This window comes from Thalassotalea sp. Y01 (assembly GCF_012932945.1).
Classification (GTDB): domain Bacteria; phylum Pseudomonadota; class Gammaproteobacteria; order Enterobacterales; family Alteromonadaceae; genus Thalassotalea_A.
In genome coordinates this window covers 307,789-334,121 of the sequence record NZ_JABBXG010000004.1, presented here as the reverse complement: position 1 = coordinate 334,121, position 26,333 = coordinate 307,789, and the positions used below count along the sequence as shown (strand labels likewise).

Below are 26,333 nucleotides of genomic sequence, written 5' to 3'. Positions count from 1 at the left end.
CCTATCCTTTAAATATCATGGATGATATTTAAAGGAACAAAAGGATGCCTCGTTCAAATAGACTCTGCATAGCAGATATCCCCCTTCATGTGATTCAGCGTGGTAATAATCGCAGCAACTGTTTTGTTGAGGCAAAAGATTACCAATACTATCTAAAACTAGTAGGCCAATATGGCAAAAGGTTTGAGGTAGACATCCACGCCTATGTTTTGATGACTAATCATGTTCATCTATTATTAACACCTCGAAAAAATGGTGCTGTTAGTCTTTTTATGCAGGCTATCGGTCGAAAATATGTTCGTTACTTTAATAAGAAATATGAGCGCACAGGTACGCTTTGGGAAGGTCGATTTAAGTCTTGTATTATTGAAACGGGTTTATATTTCCTGACTGTTAGTCGCTATATCGAGTTAAACCCTGTGCGCGCTTTTATGGTGGAAAATCCTGGAGATTTTATGTGGAGTAGTTTTGCAGTGAATGCATTGGGGCAAAAGTCTGATTTTATAGAGTTCCATTCATGCTATTTGGCAATCGCAAATTCAGATGCCAAAAGACAGCAATTGTATTTGGCTTTATTTGCAGACGAACTCAGTGACCATGTTTTAGAAAAGTTACGAGATTCAATTAATAGAGCCACTGTGTATGGCAGTGATAGCTATAAACGACAATTGAAAGACGAATTAAAAATAAAGATCAGCGTTAATTGCCATGGAGGTGACCGACGATCTCACCGTTTCAACCAATCTGACCCCTTGAAAAAGGGGGAAGGGCCAGATTCACCGTTCAAGTGATCTGACCCCTTGAAGTTATTTGCGGTGCTCTTTTACCTGAGTCCAACAAATAGTTGATAGGGTTAAGGCGATACCACACAAGTAGAATATGGCGCTCTTGTCGCCAGTTTGTGAGATAAACAAACCAACACCTAAGCTGACCAACAATTGTGGCAGAACAACCGAGAGGTTGAACAATCCCATGTACATGCCCATTTTGTTTTGATCGATTTTCTCCGACATGATTGCAAATACCAATGAAATGATTGATGACCAACCAATGCCCAAAATCGCCATCAATACATACAAGGTGTATTTGCTCTCACCAATCATCGCCACAGCGAAGTAGCCGACCGCCATGGATGCGATGGCATAGGTATGCACTTTAACTCGGCCAAATTTTTTCGCCATAGGCTCAAGCAATAAGGCTGGTAAGTAGGCGGCAACGATACTTAAAATAAGAAAGGCAATGGAGATGATTTGCCCTAATTCTTTATCGCTAATGGCGGGCATTTTGTCTTGTAAAAAGGCAAACATAAAGACAAACATGGTTTGTACACCAACCCAACTAAAGGAATGCGCTGCCAATACTTTACGAAAACCAATCAAGCCGGCCTTAGCGTCACTGTGGCCTTCTTCTTTTGCCATAATGGTTTGCAAAACAAACATTAAGGTTAAAAAGGCACAGGCCATTTCGGCGTAGTAATGGGTTACTTCAACACGGGATATTTGTCGCGCCATGGCATAAACATCGTAAATGATAAAACCCCATAACGGGCGAATATTAATGAGAATTTCTTTGAAACTTAATGAGCCTTGCTGACCGTCTACGCTGACCGGTAATTGCTTCGGTTCGGTGATAAAAAATGGTGGAATAACCGATAGAATCAGCACCAATGCAGCGCCCAAATAAATCAGTACGTAGTTACCCCAGACCGCGCCGATAGCGTAGGCGAGAATACCAAAAGTACCTGAGATGGTTTGCATCCAGGTGTAGCCTAAGGTGCGCTTGTCGCCTTCTGGCGTCACGTCAGCAATAATCGAACGGGTTGGGTTAAAGCTAACATTAATCGCCAAATCTAACGTTAAGGCAATGGCAATAGCCATCGCCAATAAGCTTTCGACTCCCATGGATGTTGAGACGATGTCGATGTTTGGCAAAGCCAAAAGCATTAAGCCTGCCAGCACACCACCGATAACAATAAATGGTCGACGTCGACCATTCCAGAACCATACTTTGTCGGAAATGATACCGATGATCACTTGTCCCAAAATACCGGCGATAGGGCCTGCCGCCCATACCAGACCAACTTCATGGATATCGAGACCGTATTGTGTGGTCAAGATCCAACTTAGCGCGGCTATTTGTACCGATAACGCAAAGCCCATCGCCGTCGACGGCAGGCTGAGTAAGGCATAAAAACGCCTAGAGAGGTTTTTTTGAATATCTAACATAAATTCTTACTATCATTTGGCAAATAAAAGCGAGCGTTATTGTTATTATTAATCTGCTCGCCGCTGGGTGTCTGAGTTGTGGCTAAGGCACAGGCTGGCCATTACGCGCCTGTAACAGGCGATACCAGTCTTCTCGACGATATTTAATATCTAATGCTCTGGTAGCGGCTTTAATGCGCTCAGGGTTAGTAGAGCCAACAATAGGACATATATTGGCAGGATGAATCATCAGCCAGGCTAAAATCACAATCCATTTTTCTTCGTTATAGAATTGCGCTTGACGATCCAGTTCCTGATGAATGCGGTTTACGGTATCTTGATCAAAGGTATTACCCCATGCCTCATACACCACGGTAGCAATTGGACACCAAGCCATTGGTACCATATGTTTTTCAAGGCATTGATCTAAAGTGCCATTTTCAAATGCACTGATATTGTGGATGTTGATCTCTACTTGATTTACCGCCAGCTTTTCGGTGCTAAACGATTGCAACATACTAACTTGTGACGGGCTGAAGTTACTGACACCGAATTGTTTCACTTTACCTTGGCGTTTTAATTGCTCGAAGGTTTCCGCAACCACTTGTGGGTCGAATAAATAATCTGGTCGATGCAACAGAAACAAATCCAACGCGTCAATATTCAAACGCTGTAATGAGGCTTCCACTTGCGTGGTGATGTACTCTTTTGAAAAATCGTAACGACCAACATCGTCAGCGGTTGGAGTGCCCGCAAAACGGATGCCGGCTTTGGAGGTGACGACTAACTGATCGCGCAACTCAGGTGATTCTTTGATCACTGCACCAAAAATTCGCTCACATTCGCCATTGCCGTAAATGTCAGCATGATCAAAGTGGTTGTATCCAGCGTCAACCGCTGCTCGAATAGCGTTTTTACCTTGCTCAATAGCGTCGGCTGAGTTATCGCCATTAATGCGCATGCAGCCATAAATTAATCGGGAAGATGGCTGATTTAAATGGCCTATTTGAATGGTTTTCATAGGGTTCTCTATTATTTACTGATGCTTTTCAGGTTGTGCTGATGGCTTTGAAAGTTCAATGCACAGCCCTGTACAAAGCTTTGGATATTTTTTTCGTGGTAAAGATCACCTTGGCCTGGTTGGTTTGGCGCCAGTTTAGGGAATGCGCCATAACCTGCCAGTAAGCAGTTCCATGACATGCTGTCAAAGTGAGTGGAGATATTCTGGCGCTCAATCTCTGCCGCTAAATCTTCGCGGTTGTACCAGGTTTTAAGCACCCCAAGAAGAGAGTCAGAAATATGATTGTTGTCGCGATTGGCGCGCCAGTAGTCGCTGTCATTGCGGGTGTTGAGTTTGTAATGAGCCACAATATAATCGCGCACGCGTTCAAATCGTTCGCTGACTTTTTGGTTGTAACTGTCTTGCAGCTGATTGGTAAACTGACCTTTTTCCATGTCGATGATAAACATCTCGATGGCAATCTGCACCAGATGCAAAGCCGTTGCTTCGAGCGGCTCAATAAAGCCTTGTGATAAGCCGATAGCCAACACGTTTTTATGCCAATGCTTTTCGACTTGGCCGACTCGCATTTTTAAATGATGGCACTCTTGTTCACTGTCGAGCATGCCAATATGGCGACGGAACTCGGTTTCGGCTTGATCTTGATTGATAAAATCAGAGCTGAATACATAGCCATTACCAAAGCGGTTGGTCAGCGGGATTTTCCAGCACCAGCCAGCCGATAATGCCGTTGATAATGTCTCGCTTGGGATCTGCTCAGTGATCGGTGTTGGCATGACCACCGCCGAATCATTAAACAGGTTGTCTTTAAATGATTTAAATTTAACGCCAAGGGTTTTTTGCATCAACAAGGAGGCAAAACCGGTGCAATCTATAAAAAAGTCGCCGTCTATGGTCTCGCCTTGTTTAGTGCACAAACGACTGATGTTACCATTTGGTTGTTGCTGCACCTGATCGATATGGCATTGTTGGTATCGTACACCAAGGGATTCTGCCACACTGCGCAAGTATTGCCCCAGCAATGAAGAATCAAAATGGTAACCGTATTCAATTTTGAATGGGAAGTTGTCCGGTGTTAATGGCCCTTTGCCTTGCTCGGCTAACAGACCATTAAGTAAAAACTTCTCTGGCTGCGTTTCTACATCCAGCCCTAAACGTCGGGTACGGCCATTGACCAAAAACGCACGACTGCTAAAGCTATCGACTTGTGCTGGAAACGGGTGGCAATAGCTGTCGATGCCTGACGCAGGGCTCCAGTTAGCAAAACGAATATTGACCTTATAGGTGGCGTTACATTTTGCCATCCATTCGGATTCAGCCACGCCAATGATCTCAAAAAAGCGTTTTAAGGTTGGTGTCGAGCCTTCGCCAACACCGATGATGTTGACATCTGGCGACTCGACCAAGGTAATACGAACTGGTAGATGTTGCCACTTTTTCGCCATCAAGGTTGCAGTCATCCAGCCAGCAGTACCACCGCCAACAATAACAATATCAAACGCTTTGTCGTTGCTCATATTACATACCGCAATAGTTTTTTAAGAACTGATCATGGCTTGGTAATTGCGCAATCGGCTCGTTTTTGATTGCCTTGATGCGTTGTAGGTTGGTTTTTAACATCTCATCACTAAGGGTGTTGGCGATTGGGTGATAATCCTGTGGGATAATGCCCTGACCTAACATTACTTGTAACCAAGAGCTGTCATGGAACAAATCGTTTTGTTCACGAAACAGACGACCGGTTTGACGGAATAATTCAATCTTATGGGTCAAGCTTTCTGGCACTTGCATATTGCGCATGTCTTTCCAAAACAAGCTGTCGTTGCGCTCATTAACATGGTAATGCAGGATGATGAAATCACGAATTTGTTCAAATTCTAACTTCGATTGTTTGTTGTATTCGGTGACATCGGTATCGGCAATACCAGCATGCGGGAACAAGTGCACTAAACGCACTATCGCCGATTGAATCAGATGAATACTGGTGGATTCTAACGGTTCTAAAAAGCCACTGGATAGGCCAACGGCAATGACGTTTTTATTCCATTGCTGGTAACGTCGACCGGTTTTAAATTTCAATACTTTTGGGTCGGTCAGAGGCTTGCTGTCGAGATTATTCATCAACAAGTCGATGGCTTCTTGTTCGCTGTATTGATTACTTTGAAATACCAGACCATTACCATTGCGATGTTGTAATGGGATGCGCCATTGCCAACCACCTTTATGGGCGATGGAACGCGTGTATGGCAAGGTGTGTTCAAAACGTTCTGAGGCAACGGCTACTGCACGGTCACAACGCAGCCAATGGCTCCAGTCTTCATAACCGGTTGATAGTTTTTGCTCAATCAATAAAGCGGCAAAGCCAGAACAATCGATAAACAAGTCGCCTTGTACTTTGCGACCGTCTTTTAAGGTTAGCTCTTCAATGTAGCCACTTTGTTGGCATTGTTTGACGTCAACAACGGTGCCTTCGGTGCGCTTAACGCCCATTTTTTCTGAGACTTTACGCAAATATTGGGCGTATAAGCCAGCATCAAAATGATAGGCGTAAGGTAAATCTAAAATAGGATCTTTGGCTTTGATGTGAGCAAATTTACCCTGCTCGGCACACAAGGCGTTTAAATCGTATTGCCAAAGGTGACTGTCGTCATTTAATTGCCCTGCACGTTTTAGTAGATGATGAAAATGGCAAAATGCTAATGACTTACCGGCCGCGCCAAAGGTGTGATAATAACTGTGGCCTTGCTCTTTCCAGTTTTCAAACTTAATGGCCAGTTTGATGGTTGCTTTGGTTTCGCGCAGAAACTCGGCTTCATTGAGGCCAAGCACCTGATTTAAATTTTGAATAGGTGGAATGGTTGCTTCACCGACACCGACTGTACCAATTTCATTTGATTCAATTAATTCAACCTGCAATTGCGGACCAATAAGCTTTTGCAATAGCGAGGCAGAGATCCAACCGGCGGTACCACCACCTAATATGACGACTTTGTTAATTGCTTTATTCATGAAATTAATACCGTGTTAACAAGGTGTAAGAAAAACAAGGATTTAGACCTGTATTTAGTAAAAAACCTGCTAGAAGTTATCCTAGCAGGTTTTCCATTAGACTATAACATCGCCAGATTAGAACTTGTAGTTCACGCCTAGCAAGAAGTTACGGCCGTAGTGTTGGAACGTGTTGATTTGACGAGAGTCACCAGCTTGCGCTGTGATGTCGTCTTCATCTGTAAGGTTTTGACCTTGTAGAGTAACACGTAGGCCGTCAAGCCATTCGATACCAGACTTACTGAAGTCATAACCGATTTGTGCATCCCAAATTTCAACACCTAAGTTTTCTGTTTCAACAAGTGCAAGTGAAGTACCACGAGTCTCTGTTAGGAATTCATCACGCTTGGTACCAGATACACGAACTTCAAAACCTTCGTATTCATAGTATGCCGTTAGTGAGTAAGTCTCTTCAGAAAGACCAGGGATACGACCACCGTCGTCTAGTTCACCGTCAAGTAAGGTGTAAGACGCAACAAGACCGAAACCTTCTAGGAAGTCAGCAGCTAAACGTAATGGAACGCTTGCTTGGAATTCGTAACCACGTACGAAACCTTCGAAACCGTCTTGAGTTTCAGAAACCAAACCTTCAAGAGTCGCAGGTGCTTGACCTTCGGTACCTTGGTGGAAGTCTGGCATGTAAACGTCAGAGAAATCAGTTACGGTGCTACCAGTACGGTGCCAGTTAGTTAGATCTTTATAGAAGAACGTCGTAGCGAAGAAACCGTCTTCAGCGTAGTAGTTCTCATAAGAGATATCGAACTGGTTCGCTTCTAGAGGCTTAAGCTCTGGGTTACCTTTACTACCGCTCCAAGGACCGCCTTCAGGATCAGGGTTATTGATTTGGTTATCATTGAACGAGAATGATGCCTGATTGTTAGGACGCATTTGGTCCATACGTGGACGAGTTTGTACTTTACCCATAGCAGTACGGATAAATTGGTTCTCAGCAATTTCAAAGCTCAAGTTAAGAGTTGGCAGTACGTCTGAGTAGCTTGCACCACCAGAAACTGGCGTGGCTACCGTTCGGCCTACTTCATCACTTGTAGTAGAGAAACCTTTTGATTCTTGGTCAACGTCAACATATTGAATACCAAAATTACCTGACATGTAGATGCCCCAGAATTCTGCATCAAGGTCTAACTTGGTGTAGAAAGTGGTAATTTCTTCGTCAACAGTGTAGGTATCACCTAAGCGGTCATTTTGTACCAATGATGCTTCAACTGCAGTGTAGTAACCAGACTTGTATAGACCTAATGAGTCATATGCCAAGATGCCACCAAGACCGATGAAACCAAGATCTGCAACACCTAATACGTTAGGGATTGGACCGTCACCTGGGTACTCAGGTGCTGTTAGGTAGTCACCTTCGTTAGTTTTTGATTTGCTGCGGTCAGAGTACATTACGCCAGCTTCAATACCAGAGATGATTGACCATTCAACCACACCAGCAAGAGATAAACGAACGCTGTCTAAGTCTTCGTCGTATTCTGGACGGTTAACGAAACCATCTTGTGAATCAGACGGTGCAGCAGCTGGGTTACCCCAAGCTTGAGGACCCGCTAGACGAACTAAGTTTTCGTCTGTGTAATCTGGAGAAGATAATGTTGGGTGATCTGTGTAGTACACACCAGATGATGTCATTTCCCAAGAGCGAGCTGCCGTAGGACGACCATCAACACCGGCACGACCAACACCCGAGTAGCTTTCTACGTCGAAGATAGTTTTGTCTACTTCACCAGTTGAAACGTCAAGTTCAACAGACCAGTCATCGTTTAGAGCGTAATCAACGTTCAAACCGAATGTGGTGAGTTCAGACGTTTGGCTACGTGCATCGTTACGGATTACTGAATGGAAACCATCCCAGTAACCAGCTGTTACTAGACCGTCTTCAACTTCAGTTGCAGTGTAGTTAACACCACCCCATACCGGACCACCTTCTTCGATACCACGACGTGCGTCACTTTCTTCAAAGTCGATGTATAGTGCGTCAAGTTGCACGTTTAAGCGATCGTTTGGCGCCCATTCGATGATAGCTGCAACTGAGTCACGCTCAAGTAGTGCAGAACGAACATAAGAATCGTGACCACCTAAAACTTTGTTACCGTCTTCAGTATCAGCGTAACCCCATGCACGGAAGTTTTCTTCCTGACGTGGTGTTTCTTGCGTGGCAAGAACTAATGCAACACCAATGGTGTCATCAGCAAATTGCTCTACGAAGTTTAGAGAGAAACGGTGACCGTCGTTGTCAAAATCTGGGTTAGCAGCGTCTTCTTGGTTTTCTTCGTAGTTAGCGTTAACAACCAAAGTAGAGTCAGCGTTTAATGGGCTAACAGTTTGTAGGTCAACCGTACCACCGATACCTTGAGCAACAAGACCAGCTTCTGGCGTCTTGTATACAACAACGTTGCTTACGATTTCTGAAGGGTAAAGGTCATACTCAACACCACGGTTGTCACCCATACCTAGAAGCTCACGACCGTTTAATGAGGTACCTACGTAGTTTTCATTGAAACCACGAACAGATAGACCACTTGTACGACCGTTACGACGTTCACCGGCTAGACCTGGTAGACGTGCTAAAGATTCTGCTACTGAGGTATCTGGTAGTTTACCGATATCTTCTGCTGAAAGAACTTCAACGATAGAGTTGGTGCTCATTTTGATAGCTTGAGCTTTTTGAAGACTACCGCGAATACCGGTAACTTCGATGATTTCTACATCTTCTTCAGCTAATGCTTCTGTTTCTTCAGCAGCAATAGCCATTGAACTCATTGACACTAAGCCTGCCGAAAGCAAAGCAGAGGTCAATTTATTCCTCTTGAAAGTAAACATATTTTTATCTCCCCGTACCATCCTGGTAGTTTTGGTTGACCCGTATTCCCTTTACGAGTATTTTTTGTATTCCTTACCGAATGTTTTTATTCAATAAGTTATTTTCGTTAATTCTAATTACAATTGATTACAATATGAACAGATTGCATACGTATTCATTATCAGGCACTTACACCAATTGGCCGCAGATTCTAGTTACAATCCGTTACAGATTGAACTGCATGCATACGTATTCATGTTTATATACACCTTGTTTTTACAAGGTTTACAGTAATTTAACATTTGCCGGTAAGTGTAGTGTATTTGACCGAAAATAGCGTGATTTGAGGGAATTGCCATGGTACTGCATACGTATGTAGTTGATTTATAGCATGCCATAGAACACCCTTGAGTCACTTTGAAAAAACCAAATATGCTTTGTGGTGGGGATGATGCATAACAAATTATCAATAAGTTTATTGGCGTTAGCGGCAATCACAGCCTGTTCTGACAAGCCATCAACCAATAAGCAGCAACCTGTTGTTAATGTCACCAGCGATACGATTAAAGTAACCGCTGCGCAAGGACATTTTTTGTCGAATGAACGTTTGTTTTATTACGGTGACAAGGTCGAAGGTGTTAGCTATGAATTAGTTAACGGCGGTGAAAATGCGGTTAAATATACGCTAAATGCAGCTATCTTGTCAGATGGTGAGCAGAAGCAGTTTCCACACCTAGTGGCCAATGGTCAAGCATTAAGCTTTGCAGAACAACCGAGCTTGAGTGAACAAAAGCAATTGCTTAAAGCGCCGTTATTTGTGCAAGTACGTGATACAAACGGCAATCTAGTTAGTAAAACACGCGTGCAAACCGGTAATGCAATTGATGCACTTTACACCAATGGTGACAATGACGCTGACGAGGTTACTGATCTTGGCAGTATGGTGGTAAACGGTAATACCCAGTTTAAACTGTGGGCACCGACCGCCCGTGCGATTGATGTCTTACTGTTCAATAAAGACAAAACCCGCTATTCACCGGCGCAGCTTGCCATGCAATTTGATGTGCAAACCGGTGTTTGGCAGGCAACCGCACAGCAAGATTTGAGCGAGTATTATTATCAGTACCAGATTGAGGTGTTTCACCCAGCGACCGGTAATATTGAAACCATAGTCACTACCGACCCGTATTCACTGAGCTTGTCAGCTAACAGTGAACACTCGCAGGTTATCAACTTAGATTCGGCGTCAAGCAAGCCTGAAGGCTGGGATGAGCAAGACGATCCTAGTGTGGCAAATTTTGAAGACAACGTATTTTATGAATTGCATATTCGCGATTTCAGCGCAGCAGATAACAAGTTGTCGTCAGAAGCTGTACGTGGTAAATACGCGGCATTTAAAGAAGCCGACAGTGATGGTGCGCGTCATTTACAACAATTGCGCCAGGCTGGATTAAACAATATTCACCTTTTACCGGCGTTTGATATTGGTACCGTAAACGAAGTCTCCGAACAACGGGTTAGTTTGAGCGATACGGTGGCTAAATTATGTGAAATTCAAGAAAGCCACCTGCTTTGTAGCGATAAAAGCGTCGAAAAGTCACAAACCATTGCAAGCGTATTGCAAAGCTATGACAGCCAAACGCAACACGCGCAGGCGGTGGTAAGTCAGTTACGCAGCGTTGATGATTACAACTGGGGTTACGATCCATTTCACTATACCGTGCCAGAAGGCAGCTATGCGCAAAACCCTGATGGCGTAAGTCGCATCGTTGAATTTCGAGACATGGTGCAAACCCTGCACAATATGGGCTTTCGGGTGATCATGGATGTGGTCTATAACCACACTCACCAAGCGGGTCTTGAGCCGACTGCGGTACTCGATAAAATTGTACCGGGCTATTATCAGCGCCTTAATCCAGTAACCGGTGCCATTGAACAATCAACCTGTTGTGATAATACCGCGACCGAACGCAAGATGATGGCCAAATTGATGACCGATTCATTAGTGGTTTGGGCTGGTGATTATAAGATTGACGGTTTTCGTTTTGATTTAATGGCACATCAACCGAAAGATGTCATGCTGGCCAGTCGTCAAGCAGTACAAGCGGTTGACGCAGATACCTATTTTTACGGTGAAGGCTGGAATTTTGGTGAAGTGGCCAATAATCAGCGCTTTGAACAAGCCAGCCAACTCAATTTAGGCGGCACCGAAATTGGTACCTTTACCGACCGTTTACGCGATGCGGTGCGCGGTGGTGGCATGACCTCTGCTGGCGATGATATCCGCAAACAACAAGGTATTGGTAACGGTCTTTATACCCTGCCAAATGAATTACGTAGCGAACAAGACTCGTTACAACAATATTTATTGTTTGCCGATCAATTGCGTGTCGGTTTGGCGGCTAACTTGGCCAGCTATCGTCTTGTTGATCGCAATGACAAGCAAGTCACTGGTGCCGATGTACCTTATGGTGATCAGCCGAGCGGTTATGCTTTGGATCCGGCCGATACCATTAACTATGTATCAAAACACGATAACCAAACATTGTGGGATAACAACCAATATCGTATCCATTTTGCCACCAGCACCGAAGATCGTGTTCGTATGCAGGCGTTAGGTTTGTCGTACGCAATGTTGGCGCAAGGTATACCATTTATCCATATGGGGTCAGAGCTGTTGCGCTCGAAATCCTACTTACGCGATAGTTATGACTATGGCGACTGGTTCAATGCCGTCGACTTTGGCAAACAAGGTAATAATTACAATGTCGGCTTACCGCCTGCAGAAAAAGATCAGCAAAATTGGCAAGTGATTGGCAAAATTATTGACCAAAACCAAGGTCGAGATATCGTCAATGCGCAACACATCAGCTTTATGTCAGAGCGATTTATTGATCTACTGAATATTCGTATGACATCACCGCTATTGCGCTTAAGCAGTGTCGAACAAATTAACTCGCAATTGCGCTTTTTAAATACCGGTAGTAAACAAACACCAGGTCTTATCGTTATGCAGCTTACGGATAGCGATGACATCGACCCAGACTATCAACAGATGATAGTGATCTTTAATTCGTCGCCAACAACACAAACGTTTGCGTATCAAGGTGCCGCGGAGTTTAGCTTGCATCCGGTATTGCAACAAAGCAGCGACACATTGGCCCAGCAACATGCAGCACAAGGCGACAGCTTTCGAGTTGAGAAATTCAGCGCCGCGGTATTTGTACGTAAATAATGTCAGGGAGATAAGCAATGATTACTGTAAGCAAAGCGACACTGGCGTTGACGTTAACAAGCCTGTTAATGACATCGCAAACCTTAGCAAAAACCGTCGCAGTAGACTCACCTGATGGCGAGTTGCGTTTTAGCGTGTCTGATGACGCGGCTATGGTGCAGTACCAAGTCGATTTTCAAGGTGAAACGGTGATTGACGCCTCAAATTTGGGCATGATGTTTAAAGACAATCATGGCCTCACCGAAGGTTTTCGAATCAGCGACAGTAAAACCGTTGCAGTCAAACAAGACTGGCAACAGCCTTGGGGCGAGCGCAAAACGGTCACCGATCACCATAATGAATTATTGCTGACCTTGAGCCATGAGCGTGACACCGTTAATGAATATAAACTGCGAATTCGCGTGTTTGATGATGGTGTTGGCTTTCGCTATGAAGTCGGCAAGCAAGCTGGTTTAGATAGCGTCGCTATTATTAACGAATTAACGGAATTTAATTTGGGCCAAAAAGCGGCGACAGACGGCACCGCATATTGGATTCCGAGTCGTGGTTGGAATCGTTATGAATACGTCTATAATACCAGCAGCATTAAGGATGTAGACCGTGCGCATACTCCGTTTACGGTGAAAATGGCCAATGGTGTACACATCAGCATCCATGAAGCCGCACTGATAGATTACGCGGGTATGTCTTTAGATCAGCGTCGTCCAGGCACTTTTAAAGCCGATTTAGCACCGTGGTCAGATGGCATCTTGGTTAAAACAACAACCGACTTTAAAACCCCTTGGCGCACGATTCAGATCAGCGATAAGGCCACCGGCCTGTTAAATTCTGACTTGATTCTCAACCTTAATGAGCCAAATAAGCTTGGCGATGTCAGTTGGGTTAACCCGGGCAAATACATTGGTATTTGGTGGGGCATGCACGTTAAAGAAAATACCTGGGGCAGTGGCGACACTCATGGTGCAACCACCAGTGAAGTGAAGCGCTACATGGACTTTGCCGCTAAATATGGTTTTGATGGCGTTTTAGTTGAAGGCTGGAATGTAGGTTGGGACGGTAACTGGTTCTTTAATGGTGATGTGTTCAGCTTTACCGAGCCTTACCCTGATTTTGATATCGAGCAAATCAAAGCACACAGTAAAAAGACGGGCGTTAAACTGATTGGTCACCACGAAACCTCAGGCAATGTCACAAATTACCGCAATCAAATGCAAGATGCCTTTGATTTGTATGCCGACATCGGTGTTGAACAAGTTAAAACCGGCTATGTTGCAGACGGTGGCAACATCAAACGTGTTGATGAAAATGGTGTGGTCTATAAAGAATGGCACGATGGCCAATTTATGGTGGGTGAATACCTCTACAACATTGAGCAAGCGGCAAAGCGTAACATTAGTATCAATACCCATGAACCGGTAAAAGATACCGGATTGCGCCGCACATACCCTAACTGGATCGCCCGTGAAGGTGCCCGAGGCCAAGAGTTTAACGCTTGGGGCAGTCCGCCAAACCCGCCTGAACATACGGCGATATTGCCATTCACTCGTATGTTAGCCGGCCCAATGGATTTCACTCCCGGTATCTTTGATATGGGCTTCAATGGCTTAGACAAAGACTCAGATCGACCACAAACCACGCTAGCTAAACAGCTGGCATTATATGTTGTGTTGTATAGCCCAATTCAAATGGCGGCAGATTTACCGCGTAATTACCAAGCAAAATTAGACGCATTTCAGTTTATTCGTGATGTGCCAACAGATTGGCAAGAGTCCGTTGCGCTGGCTGGGGAAATCGGTGATTATGTGGTGTTTGCTCGTCAACAACGCGATGGCGAAGAATGGTTTGTTGGTGGCTTGTCCGATGAACAGGAGCGAGCGTTTACCTTAGACTTAGATTTTCTTGCGAAAGACACACGCTATATCGCTGAAATTTATCGTGATGGTGACAAGGCGCATTGGGAAACCAATCCTTATGAGATGGTTATTGAGCAAAAGCCGGTCACCAACACAGAAACATTAACATTAAATATGGCTGCCAGTGGTGGCTTTGCGATCCGCTTTAAAGTGGCGCAGTAACAAACAATAATCAGAAGTATGAGCTAATGAATAAAGAAAAACCGCAATTATCGTTTTGGCAGCTTTGGAATGTCAGTTTTGGCTTTCTTGGTGTGCAATTTGGTTTCGCCCTGCAAAACGCCAACGTTAGCCGTATCCTGTCGGATCTTGGTGCTGACCTGCATTCTCTGTCACTGTTTTGGTTAGTCGCGCCGATTATGGGCTTGATTGTTCAACCTATCGTCGGTGCCGCCTCGGACCGCACCTGGAATCGCGTCGGCCGTCGTAAGCCATATATTCTTGCCGGTGCAATATGTGCAGCATTAGGTATGATTTTGATGCCAAATGCTTCGATGGTGGTAGCCTTTATGGCGCCAATGTTGTTTGGTGCGCTAATCTTGGCGTTTATGGATGCGTCATTTAATTTGAGCTTCCAACCGTTCCGATCACTGGTATCGGATATGGTGCCTGCCAAACAACGTAACAAAGGTTACTCTATCCAAGCCTTGCTGATTAACATTGGTGCGGTTATTGGTTCGATCTTACCGTTCGTTTTGACCAATGTTGTCGGACTTGAAAACACCGCAGAAGTTGGTCAAGTTGCGCCATCGGTAACCTGGGCATTTTACATCGGTGCGACGGTATTACTTGGTTCAGTATTGTGGACCACGTTCCGTACCAAAGAGTATGAGCCAAAAGATTATTATGCGTATCGTGGTGAAGATCATGAGGCTGTGGCGAAAGAACACGCTGAGAAAAAATCAATCGCTGAGCGTTTAGTCGGATTTTGGCAGTTAATGAAAACCATGCCAGATACCATGCGTCAATTGGCGGTGGTACAGTTCTTTTCTTGGTTCGCATTGTTCATTATGTGGGTTTACTCGATGCCGGCGATCACTCAGTATATTTGGGGTGTCGAAGCTAAATGGTTTGACCCTGCCTATCTTGAGTCGGTCGGTAGCGTGCCACAACATATTGCCGCGGCGAAAGGCGCAGCCGGTGATTGGGTTGGTATTATCTTTGCCGCTTATTCTTTGTTTGCCGCGGTATTTTCCGTGGTGTTGTCAAAGCTTGCTGACAAATTTGGCCGTAAATTGGTGTACTCAATGTCATTAATGGCCGGTGCCCTAGGTTACTTTGGTTTTATGGCGTTTGATAACCCGCAACCAGTAATGGTTGATTTACTGATCACCTCGGTTGAAGTGCCAGAAGCTGCGGTCAGCTTATTATTACCTATGATTGGTGTTGGTATTTCTTGGGCGGCTATCCTGGCAATGCCTTATGCGATTTTGGCCGGTTCTTTGCCTGCCAGTAAAACCGGTGTCTATATGGGGATTTTCAATTTCACTATCGCGGCACCGCAAATCGTTTCTGGTATCTTCTCCGGTTGGATTTTAAGCTCGGTGTTTGATAATGAAGCCATCTATATCATTATGTTGGCCGGTGTATCTATGGTGCTCGCATCATTGTCGGTATTCCTCGTAAAAGAACACGACGCAGAATAATACGCCCTTCCATTTTCAAGGGGTCAGAACAGATGAAATTTCAAGTGTTCTGACCCCTTGATATGTAAAGCTATACAATTGAATTTTTCTCAGTTACTATTTTCTCAGTTTGTAATTGCTGTAGATAATTCGTGAAATCAGGTTCCAAAGCTACTTCCTTTGATATTGCCTATCGTGCGGGTGTTTCCCAATCGACCGTTTCGCGTGCCTTGCGCAATAGTCCGCTGGTGAACGAGGAAACTCGACTAAAAATTCAAGCGATCGCCAAAGAGCTCAACTATAAAGTGGATAAAAACGCCAGTAGTTTACGCTCACAGGAAAGCAAAACCCTTGCTTTGCTTTTGTTTGAAGACCCAACCTCAGACGATTCACAAATTAACCCTTTTTTCATGACCATGCTTGGTAGTATTACCCGTGCCTCAGCTCATCGTGGCTACGATTTGTTGGTATCGTTTCAGCAGATGGACAGTGACTGGCATTCTGATTACGAAGACACCAATAAAGCCGATGGTATTATATTGCTTGGCTATGGTGATTACGTTGATTACAAGGAAAAGCTGGTGCAGCTGCACGCGCAAGGTACGCATTTTGTGCGCTGGGGAGCCGAAGTAAAGGACATGAATATCGCTACCTTAGGTTGCGATAACGTGCATGGAGGCTATCAGGTTACTGAACACTTATTAAAACAAAATCGTAAAACGTGTGCGTTTGTTGGCACTGCATCGCGGCGTGCTCCGGAGTTTTTTGACCGTTACAAAGGTCATTGCCAAGCCCTTAGTGATGCCGGTATACAAGTTGACGCGGAGCTGCAGCGGGATGCTATTTCGACCGAAGAAGCTGGCTTTGCGGCAACCAAGGCATTGTTAGAGTCTGATAAGTCGATTGATGCCTTGTTTGCTGCCAGTGACTTGATTGCCATTGGTGCTATCCGTGCGATACGCGAAAAAGGCCTTGGAGTTCCAGAGGATATTGCCGTCGCCGGTTTTGATGATATTGCCATTGCCCAATTTACCCGACCAAGTTTAACCACCGCCAAACAAGACACTTTATTGGCCGGTGAAATGTTGGTGGATAATGTTTTAGGCTTGATCAATGGTCAACCACCGCAAACCACCCTGTTACCAAGTCAATTGGTAGTGCGCGATTCCTCTCTAGCGAAATAATCGTAGACATGTTTTGCTAATAACTAGCTCAGTCGTGACAGCTTAACAAAAGTCTTTTTACAACACGTTTACTTAACGGTTTTGTTCCCCTGTTTTCTCTGGTAGTCTTGATGCATAGTATTAAAAACTAGGTAGTTTATTAAAGACAATGCAATCTCGTTGGCATAATTATTTCGTATATGTTCTCGCGTTTTCCAGCGGCTTCTCGATCATGGGTATCGAGCTTCTTGGAGGTCGTATTCTTGCACCATATTTTGGTTCCAGCGTTCATGTTTGGGGCAGTATTATCACCGTGTTTATGTTGGCCTTATCATTAGGCTATTTGCTCGGTGGTCGATTGTCTTTGCATCAGCCTAGCTTGAAAAAATATGGCACTATTTTTATTGCCGCAGGTGCGATGTTATTACCGCTGATAATGGCGGCATTACCGATGTTGGAGTGGGTCTTTGATCGAATAGAAGACGCGCGTTATGGCTCGCTAGTCGCCTCGACATTATTATTTTTTATACCTACGGTGATTTTAGGCATGATATCGCCATATTCGGTACGTTTATTGGTCACCAATGAGCACGAAAGTGGCCAAGTCGCCGGTGTTCTTTACTTTGTGTCGACGTTAGGCTCTGCCTTGGGAACTTTGGCAACATCGTTTTATCTGGTGTTATGGTTTGAAGTAAACACGATTTTAATCAGTTTCTGTTTATTGTTGGTGGCATTAGGTATTGCCGCCATTAGTCTGAATCATTTGGAAGGAAAAGATGCGCAAGTCCTTGTTAAAAACTAAATCTTTGGCACTGCTGGTTTTCACCATTATGGTGATCAGTAGCGCTCAAGCTAAGGTGATCAGCGAAGAGCGCTCTCTATATCGTAATATTTTGGTAGAAGAGCAAGGCGATTTGCGTTGCTTAAAATTTTCGGTCAAACGCAAAACTTCAAGCCAATCCTGTATCAATATGGCAAGTCCAGATACATTGGTGTTTGATTACACAAAATATATGATGGCAGCCTTGGTATTTCACCCTAACCCTAAGCGCGTGCTTATCATAGGGTTAGGTGGAGGCACCTTGTCCAATACCCTGGCGCAAATGTATCCAGGTATCGTTATTGATAATGTTGAGATTGATCCTGCGGTAATCAAAGTTGCGCGCAAGTACTTTGACTTTAAAGAATCCGAACAGGTAAAAAGTTACCCACAAGACGGCCGTATTTTTATCAAGCGAGCGCTACGTAAAGAGCAGCAATATGATGTTGTTATCCTCGATGCGTTTAATGGTGAATACATCCCAGAACACCTATTAACTAAAGAGTTTTTGCAGGAAACTCAAGGCGTGTTATCTGAAAATGGTGTGCTGGTTGCCAATACCTTTTCATCAAGCAAGCTTTATGATCATGAAACCGCCACCTATCATGCAGTGTTTGGCAGTTTTTATGAAATCGAAAAAGGCTTTAAACGTGGCAATCGAGTGATTGTTGCCACCAATAACAACAAATCGCGCGATGTCAGTAAAGCCATTGAGCAGCTAAAAGGCTCGTTGCGCCCTTATGGCGTTGATATCAATACGGTATTGGCGTTAATGGAATTAAACGATGATGTCGATGAGGATGTCAGAGTACTGACCGACCAATATTCGCCAGCCAACCTGCTGTAAAATGAAACGTATATGGTTAGATTCTGGAGCACTAAGCTCTAGAATCTAAAACCACCACCTATGGTATAAATTTCGTAAGTTTCCCCTTCAATTTCAAATACTTTTACTTCTGAAGAGAATACATATTGTTCGTAGGTATATTGATACCCTACGCCGTAAAAAACATCGGTGCCTTGGTTGCTGTTGACACCAAAATTGGCTGGACCATAACCACGATTTGCCGCCACTTGACCACCGTTTAGTTGCGATTCTTCTATCTGCCAGCTATTTAGACCGACTTTGGCAAATATCGCCGATTTATTGGTCAGCGGTAAAATGCCTTTGATATTCAGCAATAACGCCGCCGATTCGGTGCCTTTGCGATAGTTGACTTCGCTGGCTTTATCGAGCACACCTTCTTGACCTTTATGAGCCACATTTAGGTTAGCAAATTCAGCTTCCAAGCCGAAGTAAGGATTAAACTGTAACGCATCTAGCTCAATTTGATACTCACTGCGTTTCGCTAATTCAAAAAGGTTACTGCGTGACTCGATATAGGCAATTTGTGGTTCAAATGCTTGTGAGTACATTGATTCAATTGAGGTTTTTAATTTTGGTTTGATGGGCTTTTGAGTTTTTTCTGGCTCAGCTTTGCTTTTTGCTGACTGCGAAAATGATTCGTCTTCGACTATGTCGTCGATGACTTCTTCGATATCTTCAATGGCTTCACCAAGATCAATCTCTTGCTCTGCCGATTGCTGTTGATACTGCCACCAAACTGCAGCACTGATTATTAATAGCAATAACAAAATCAGTACTTTTTTCATAGCCACCTCGATTTCTGACAATACAGCGCAGATTATCATCCAGAATTATCAGCTTTTGCTATATTAATATCCAAGCATCAAAGGATCCTGATGCCCCTTAAACTTATAACAGGCTTTTTAACAACCGGTAAAGAAAATTTATAGATAAACTCTGTCAATTTTTGTAAGAGAGGCTATTTTGGCAAACAAAAACGATGACCAGTTTGAGCAGGTATTAGCTGCCGCCAAGTCCGCTTATGACAATGCATACGCGCCCTACAGTAATTTCCAAGTTGGTGCTGCGGCGTTAACCTTTGGCGATAATATCGTCAGCGGTTGTAACGTTGAAAACGCATCCTATGGTTTAACGGTATGCGCTGAGCGAAATTGTTTAGCGCAAGCTATCGTTAATGGCGAACAACAATTTAAAACCATCGTGATCTTTACCAAAATGGCAAAATTAACCCCGCCTTGTGGCGCCTGTCGACAAGTAATCGCGGAATTTTTGCAACCCGATGCCAGTGTATTTGCCTGTAATCACTTGGGAGACAAAGTCGAGTGGCGGGTAAAGACCTTGCTGCCGGATGCGTTTACGCCAAAAAACCTAAATGATGATTAACTCAAACCTTGTTAAATAGAGAGACTGCACATGTTCATTCCCCAAGAGATTATTCGTGATAAACGTGATGGCAAAAACCTTAAACAGGATCAAATCAAAGCCTTTGTTGATGGCCTAGCGAACGGCTCATTTAATGATGCTCAAGTTGGTGCTATGGCGATGGCGGTGATTTTAAAAGGCATGTCTGTTGAAGAGACGGTTAGCCTAACGCTAGCAATGAAAGACTCAGGGCAGGTATTTAATTGGGACCACCTTGATGGTCCAATCGTCGACAAACACTCTACCGGTGGGGTCGGTGATAAAGTTAGCTTTATGTTGGCGGCGATAGTAGCGGCCAATGGAGGTTATGTGCCGATGATCTCTGGCCGTGGTTTAGGTCATACCGGCGGTACTGTCGATAAGCTCGAATCGATTCCCGGCTTTGACGTGCAACCCAGCGAAGACAAGTTTCAGCAGTTAGTTAAAGAAGTCGGCGTGGCAATTATCGGCCAAACCAGCAACATCGCTCCCGCGGACAAACGTTTATATGGTATTCGCGACATCACCGCCACCGTCGATTCTATCCCGTTAATTACCGCTTCGATTCTATCGAAGAAATTAGCCGCAGGGCTAGATACCTTGGTGATGGACGTCAAAGTTGGTAACGGCGCTATGATGCAAAGCATGGACGATGCCGTCGGCTTGGCTAGCAGTATTGTTAACGTTGCCAATGGCGCAGGGGTGAAAACCCAAGCGTTGATCACCGATATGAACCAAGTACTCGGAGTGAGTGCTGGTAATGCGGTGGAAATCGTCGAAACACTCGATTATTTAAGTGGCAAGTTCAGAGAGCCGCGGTTGCATGAAATCGTCAGCGCCTTAGCCGTCAGTATGTTGATTGATGGCAAATTGGCGAAACATCAAACCCAAGCTGAGCGTATGGTAGAAGATGTGCTTGGCAATGGTAAAGCGGCGGAAGTCTTTGCCAATATGATCACCGCCATGGGCGGTCCAGCACATTTGTTTGAGCGCTATGAAACCTATTTACCAAAAGCCAATGTGATTCAAGATATTGTCAGTCCTGGCGACGGTGTTATCGCTGGTATGCAAACCCGGGATATCGGTATGTTAGTGGTTGGTTTAGGTGGCGGCCGTGTCAGTAACGATCAGGATGTTGACCACAGTGTCGGTTTTGACCGTATTTTGCCAATTGGAACTAAGGTCAGTAAAGGCGACGTGTTGGCGCGTATTCATGCCAAAGATCAAGACTCCGCCAATAAGGCCAGTGCCGAATATATTCAGGCGCTGACCTTAGCGGATAAGTTTGAAGCGTTAAATCCAGTGATTTATAAAGTGATCAGCTGATCACTTTATCATTGGTGGGTAGCGCTTACAGGGCTAATTTGGCGGCGTGAATTAACAAATCAGGGTGTAAACGAGTTTTGTAATTTGGGTTGACGTACTGAAACTGAATAAGTCCAGTTTTGTCGATCACGTATACTGCCGGTGCTGGCAATACTAATCGTTCTTCACCCGCTGCGTTCTTTTGCAGTGGGTTCTTTAAATCCATTTTTGCTAGATAACGATCGGTAACTTTTTGCGAGGTAAAAAATGCCAGACCAAAGGCTTGGCTGACTTGTGAATCGAAATCCGACAGCAACTGATAGCTCAATTCTTGATCTTTTAGACTTTTTTGCAAATCTTCTGGGTTATCTGTGGAGATACCAATTAGTTGATAGCCCATATTTTTCAAATCATCACTAATGCCTTGCAATTGACCCATCTGAGTATTGCAGAATGGACACCAACCACCGCGGTAGAAAAATAATATGGTTGGCTTGCCTGCTAATGTGTTCGCTAATGGCTGGCTGACGCCATCGATATTGGTGGCACTGACCTCGGGTATCATTTGTCCTGGTAGCAGTGGGCTAACCTGATCGGCACTTTCGGCAACGGTTTTATTGGCCATTGCTGGCAGCGATACGGCAACCGTTACCGAGAAAAGCGCAGTGGTTAACATTTTTGTTAGTGTCATAATGGTGTTTTCCTTTTGTACTATTTGATTCAATAGACCCGATGACTGAGAATAAATTTCATAAAATCTGCTAAATGCCGCTCGCTTTTGCTATGATTCGCTAAATAAAGAATATTTCAGGAAATTCATGTCTTCTCTAGCTTCTGTTGTGGTCTTTTTAACGGCAGCTGTAATTGCCGTACCCATCTTTACCCGTTTTAAAATGGGCGCTATTTTAGGTTATCTCACCGCAGGCCTTATTATTGGTCCATCTGTTCTTGGTTTTATTAGTGATCCAGAAGATATTTTGCACTTCGCCGAGTTAGGCGTTGTTTTTCTGTTATTTATTATAGGCTTGGAACTGGAGCCTGAAAAATTGTTGCGCATGCGCAATAAAATATTGTTTATAGGTGGCGGCCAGTTACTATTATGTGCCCTAGCCATAGCCATTCCGTTATTCTTATTCGATTTCAGCTGGCAAGTGTCACTGGTGATGAGTCTGGCATTGGCGTTATCGTCGACGGCGTTCGCGATTGGCTTAATGGAAGAAAAGCACATACTTAAATCGCCGCTAGGACAAAAAGGCTTATCAATATTGCTGATGCAGGATATTGCCGTTATTCCTATCTTGTTGTTGGTGTCCAGCTTATCCGGCGCGGCAGCTGCAGATAGTGCTCCTTGGTGGGTTGGTATTTTAGCTATTGCTGGGGTGTTATTAAGCGGTCGCTATTTGATTAATCCTGTATTAAGCCTGATGTCGCGCTATGGCAGCTCTGAGGTTATGACGGCGTCTGCGTTGTTGATTGTTATTGCCACCGCGATGTTGATGCAAATGGCCGAGTTGTCCATGGGCTTGGGGGCATTTTTAGCCGGTGTATTATTGGCTAATTCAAGTTTTAGGCATCAACTGGAAGTTGAAATCGCGCCATTTAAGGGCTTATTACTGGGCTTATTCTTTATAGCCATTGGCATGAATATGGATTTAAAGCTGTTTGCCAGTAATCCGTATATAGTGCCTATGGCAGTCGCCTTAGTGGCAGTAAAAGCCTTGATTATTTATTTTCTGGTGCGCGCCAATCAGGAACCTGGCAGTCACCCTGTAAAATTGGCTTTGATGTTGTCGCAAGGTGGTGAGTTTGCTTTCGTTATCTTTGGTGTCGCCATAGCCGATGGCCTATTGCCTGAACATATTACTGACCAAGCGACCTTGGTGGTGGGTATATCAATGGCCTTAACGTCTCCGTTGGTGATGATTTATGAATACCTGCAACGCAAAAAACATCAGGCTCCAGCTTATGATAATGAACGCGAAGAAACTGACCCTGAAGTGATCATTGCTGGTTTTGGCCGCTTTGGTCAGATCGCTGGTCGTATCCTATCTGCCAACAATATTCGTTTCACTGCCTTAGATAATAATGCCGAGCATATTGAATTTGTTAAACAGTTTGGTAATAAGGTGTTTTATGGTGACGCAACGCAATTAAAATTGCTTAAGGCCGCTGGCGTTGATCACGCGCGAATCATGTTTATCGCCGCCGATTCAGATAAACACGGTTTGGCCATTGCCAAAGTGGTGAAAGAGCATTACCCGCATATTCGTATTATCGCTCGAGCCAAAAGTCGTTTAAGTGTCTTACAATTTCGTGATCTGGATGTATATACCAGTGTTCGCGAAATGTTTGACAGCTCGTTGTATGCAGCTAAATTGTTATTACAAGAGTATGGTTTTGATGAAGCGCGAGCCGAAAACATGGTGCAGGTGTTTAAAATCCATGATGAAGAGCTATTAGATAAGGCTTATCACAAGCAACATTATGACTTAGACGAAGTTATAAAAATGTCGAAGCAAAGCCGTGCCGAGCTTGAGACTTTATTTAAAAATGACCATGAGCAGGATAACTAATGCGCAAACGCGTCAGTGACAAGATACTGATCAGCAGTTGCCTGTTGGGCAACCCTGTGCGCTATGACGGACAAAGCAAAGGGTTGCGTCATCCACAGATTAACTTGTGGCAACAACAACAACGATTAGTGGTCATCTGCCCTGAGCAAGCCGGTGGTTTGCCAACGCCAAGACCACGAGCAGAGCAAAAAGACGGCCATGTAGTGAATGAGTTTGGCGATGATGTGACTCCGGCATTTGAGCGCGGTGCACTAGTCGCGCTGGCGTTATGCGAGCAGCACAATATTGGTTATGCTTTGCTTAAAGAATTCAGTCCTTCTTGTGGCTCGCAACAAATTTACGATGGTAGTTTTTCTGGGCAGCGCATTAATGGTATGGGCGAAACCGCAAAATTACTTAATGCTAATGGCATCCGTGTCTATAGCGAGTTAACCCTAGAACAAATGATTACAGATATAGAACAAAGACTTAATGAGAAAAACAATGATTAAAAACCGTTGGTTACCGCTATTATTTTCAACCCTATTATTTTCCTGTGCGCAATTGGACAACAGCGAGCAATATTCAGCGGACGCTGAATTGCGTCAATTAATCGATGAAGAACAGGTGTTTCGCGACAGCAATAACCCGTTTATCAAAGAAAATAACATTCTTTATTACGATCTGTCGGCAGAAACCTTGGCAAATCATAACGTCATTTTAGAATCTATCTATCAGCGATTGATGGCAATTGATGTCGCCACCTTGTCAGGCGAGCAGCAAATTAATCATTCGATTCTGGCCTATCGTATAAAAAATGACATCGATTCTTATGATAATTTTGATCACTATTTACCGATCACCGCCGAAGCCGGATTCCACGCCTATTTAACCTTTATGGTATCGAGTTCAAGTTTTAAAACGGCAGAAGATTATCAATTATATATTGACCGTCTAAATGCTTTACCTACGTATTTTGAACAGCAAATCTATTGGATGCAGCAGGGACTTAAAAGTGGAATCACTCAACCGCAAGTGGTGTTAAAGGGCTTTGAAGATTCTATCAGTGCCTTTATTGTCAGCGACCCTAGCAAAAGCCAATTTTATCGACCATTTATACAAATGCCAGCGTATATCGATGTCGCTGAGCAGCAGCAACTGCAAAAGCTGGCGCAACAGGCGATCAGCGTGTCGGTAACGACCTCGTATCAAAAGTTCTATGACTTCATGGTCAATGAATATATTCCAGGGGCAAGACAGACTATTGCCGCCAAAGACTGGCCTAACGGTGAAGCCATTTATAAAAATCGCGTTAAGCACTACACCACCTTGGATTTAAGCGTTGATGAAATCCACCAGATAGGCTTGAATGAAGTGGCGCGTATACGTGGTGAGATGGAAGCAATTATTAAAGACGTTGGTTTTGACGGCAGCTTTGCCGATTTTGTTGAATTTTTACGTACCGATCCGCAATTTTATGCGACAACTCCAGAGCAACTGTTAAAAGAAGCGTCTTTTATCGCGAAAAAGGCTGATGCAAAATTACCCGGCCTATTTAAAACTCTGCCACGCACTCCGTACGGTGTGATTGAAGTACCCGCATCCATTGCCCCTAAATATACCACGGGTCGTTACTCAGGCCCTAGCCGTGATGATCAGGCGGGTAATTACTGGGTAAACACCTACGCCCTTGATCGTCGTCCTCTGTATGTATTGGAAGCGTTAACTTTGCACGAAGCGGTTCCCGGCCATCATTTGCAAGGCTCGATTGCCCGTGAAATGGAGAATGTACCGCAATTTCGTCGTCAGACGTATATTTCCGCGTTTGGTGAAGGTTGGGGTCTGTACAGTGAATACCTAGGTACCGAAATGGGCTTCTATCAAGATCCGTATTCAGACTTTGGTCGCCTGACATATGAAATGTGGCGAGCAGTGCGTCTGGTGGTTGATACGGGTATGCATATGAAAGGCTGGACTCGACAACAGGCGATGGACTATTTAGCCAGCAATTCGGCCTTGTCATTACATAATGTGAAGACCGAAATTGATCGTTATATCAGCTGGCCGGGGCAAGCGCTTTCGTACAAATTAGGTGAGATCACCATCAAGAAGTTGCGTTTCAAAGCAGAGCAAGAGCTAGGCAGTCATTTTGATTTACGTGATTTTCATGACCGCATTTTAGAAAACGGTTCTATTCCACTGTCATTGCTGGAACAACGTATTAATGATTATATTGCTGAGCAAAAGCAAGCGACAATGGCGCAATAAGGCCATGTTGTAGATTGTGTGTTTTGTTGGAAACAATGAAGAAATTCAGAGGATAAGACAAGGCACGCAAAGATACGATCAATAACAACTAAGAG

General features: G+C 44.2%; 19 protein-coding genes. 12 read left to right on the top strand and 7 right to left on the bottom strand.

Annotated elements, in window-relative coordinates; genetic code table 11:
- The first annotated feature begins 44 nt into the window (after positions 1-44).
- Positions 45-791, top strand: coding sequence for a transposase (locus HII16_RS08085; RefSeq protein WP_169129099.1), 747 nt, complete (start codon positions 45-47; stop codon positions 789-791).
- A gap of 15 nt (positions 792-806) precedes the next feature.
- Here HII16_RS08085 and HII16_RS08080 read toward each other — a convergent pair whose 3' ends face one another.
- The 5 genes from HII16_RS08080 to HII16_RS08060 all read right to left on the bottom strand — a co-directional run bounded on the left by HII16_RS08080 (position 807) and on the right by HII16_RS08060 (position 9,108).
- Entirely contained in the window at positions 807-2,225 is a 1,419-nt protein-coding gene (locus tag HII16_RS08080; protein ID WP_169129097.1) for an MFS transporter, read from the bottom strand.
- 82 nt (positions 2,226-2,307) lie between these two features.
- Complete coding sequence (locus HII16_RS08075; protein WP_169129094.1) at positions 2,308-3,225, bottom strand: aldo/keto reductase; 918 nt, start codon at positions 3,223-3,225, stop codon at positions 2,308-2,310.
- A gap of 11 nt (positions 3,226-3,236) precedes the next feature.
- Complete coding sequence (locus HII16_RS08070; protein WP_169129092.1) at positions 3,237-4,742, bottom strand: tryptophan halogenase family protein; 1,506 nt, start codon at positions 4,740-4,742, stop codon at positions 3,237-3,239.
- A 1-nt stretch (position 4,743) separates the two neighbouring features.
- Complete coding sequence (locus HII16_RS08065) at positions 4,744-6,234, bottom strand: tryptophan halogenase family protein (RefSeq protein WP_169129090.1); 1,491 nt, start codon at positions 6,232-6,234, stop codon at positions 4,744-4,746.
- A 117-nt stretch (positions 6,235-6,351) separates the two neighbouring features.
- Complete coding sequence (locus tag HII16_RS08060) at positions 6,352-9,108, bottom strand: TonB-dependent receptor (RefSeq protein WP_169129088.1); 2,757 nt, start codon at positions 9,106-9,108, stop codon at positions 6,352-6,354.
- 428 nt (positions 9,109-9,536) lie between these two features.
- On the opposite strand from HII16_RS08060, the gene pulA reads away from it, so the two are divergent.
- The 6 genes from pulA to HII16_RS08030 all read left to right on the top strand — a co-directional run bounded on the left by pulA (position 9,537) and on the right by HII16_RS08030 (position 18,691).
- Positions 9,537-12,323, top strand: a complete 2,787-nt coding sequence (gene pulA / locus HII16_RS08055; protein WP_169129086.1) for a pullulanase-type alpha-1,6-glucosidase — start codon at positions 9,537-9,539, stop codon at positions 12,321-12,323.
- 68 nt (positions 12,324-12,391) lie between these two features.
- A complete protein-coding gene (locus HII16_RS08050; protein WP_248289558.1) occupies positions 12,392-14,398 on the top strand; it encodes a glycoside hydrolase family 97 protein in 2,007 nt (668 codons plus the stop codon).
- Between the two features lie 26 nt (positions 14,399-14,424).
- A complete protein-coding gene (locus tag HII16_RS08045; RefSeq protein WP_135438590.1) occupies positions 14,425-15,882 on the top strand; it encodes an MFS transporter in 1,458 nt (485 codons plus the stop codon).
- Between the two features lie 131 nt (positions 15,883-16,013).
- A complete protein-coding gene (locus HII16_RS08040) occupies positions 16,014-17,045 on the top strand; it encodes a LacI family DNA-binding transcriptional regulator (RefSeq protein ID WP_169129083.1) in 1,032 nt (343 codons plus the stop codon).
- A gap of 148 nt (positions 17,046-17,193) precedes the next feature.
- Positions 17,194-17,826, top strand: coding sequence for a fused MFS/spermidine synthase (locus HII16_RS08035; protein WP_169129081.1), 633 nt, complete (start codon positions 17,194-17,196; stop codon positions 17,824-17,826).
- A gap of 28 nt (positions 17,827-17,854) precedes the next feature.
- Positions 17,855-18,691, top strand: coding sequence for a fused MFS/spermidine synthase (locus HII16_RS08030; RefSeq protein WP_248289557.1), 837 nt, complete (start codon positions 17,855-17,857; stop codon positions 18,689-18,691).
- A gap of 38 nt (positions 18,692-18,729) precedes the next feature.
- Here the strand turns inward: HII16_RS08030 and HII16_RS08025 are convergent, their stop codons facing one another.
- Positions 18,730-19,497 (bottom strand): hypothetical protein, encoded by a 768-nt coding sequence (locus HII16_RS08025; protein ID WP_169129077.1) that lies wholly within the window; start codon positions 19,495-19,497, stop codon positions 18,730-18,732.
- A 178-nt stretch (positions 19,498-19,675) separates the two neighbouring features.
- Between HII16_RS08025 and HII16_RS08020 the strand changes: the two genes are divergently transcribed.
- Positions 19,676-20,095 (top strand): cytidine deaminase, encoded by a 420-nt coding sequence (locus tag HII16_RS08020; RefSeq protein ID WP_169129075.1) that lies wholly within the window; start codon positions 19,676-19,678, stop codon positions 20,093-20,095.
- A gap of 30 nt (positions 20,096-20,125) precedes the next feature.
- Complete coding sequence (gene deoA, locus HII16_RS08015; protein ID WP_169129073.1) at positions 20,126-21,439, top strand: thymidine phosphorylase; 1,314 nt, start codon at positions 20,126-20,128, stop codon at positions 21,437-21,439.
- Between the two features lie 25 nt (positions 21,440-21,464).
- Here the strand turns inward: deoA and HII16_RS08010 are convergent, their stop codons facing one another.
- Positions 21,465-22,109 carry a peroxiredoxin-like family protein gene (locus tag HII16_RS08010; RefSeq protein WP_248289541.1) on the bottom strand — a complete coding sequence of 215 codons (645 nt, stop codon included), beginning with the start codon at positions 22,107-22,109 and terminating at the stop codon, positions 21,465-21,467.
- Positions 22,110-22,236: 127 nt separating this feature from the next.
- Here HII16_RS08010 and HII16_RS08005 point away from each other — a divergent pair, with 127 nt between their 5' ends.
- The 3 genes from HII16_RS08005 to HII16_RS07995 are packed head-to-tail and all read left to right on the top strand — an operon-like array spanning position 22,237 to position 26,238.
- On the top strand, positions 22,237-23,991 hold the full coding sequence (locus tag HII16_RS08005) for a monovalent cation:proton antiporter-2 (CPA2) family protein (RefSeq protein WP_169129071.1): 1,755 nt from the start codon (positions 22,237-22,239) through the stop codon (positions 23,989-23,991).
- Positions 23,991-24,482 carry a DUF523 domain-containing protein gene (locus HII16_RS08000; protein WP_169129069.1) on the top strand — a complete coding sequence of 164 codons (492 nt, stop codon included), beginning with the start codon at positions 23,991-23,993 and terminating at the stop codon, positions 24,480-24,482. The genes HII16_RS08005 and HII16_RS08000 overlap by 1 nt, the downstream gene beginning before the upstream one ends.
- Entirely contained in the window at positions 24,475-26,238 is a 1,764-nt protein-coding gene (locus HII16_RS07995) for a DUF885 domain-containing protein (RefSeq protein WP_248289540.1), read from the top strand. Before HII16_RS08000 ends, HII16_RS07995 begins: the two co-directional genes overlap by 8 nt.
- Positions 26,239-26,333: the final 95 nt, after the last annotated feature.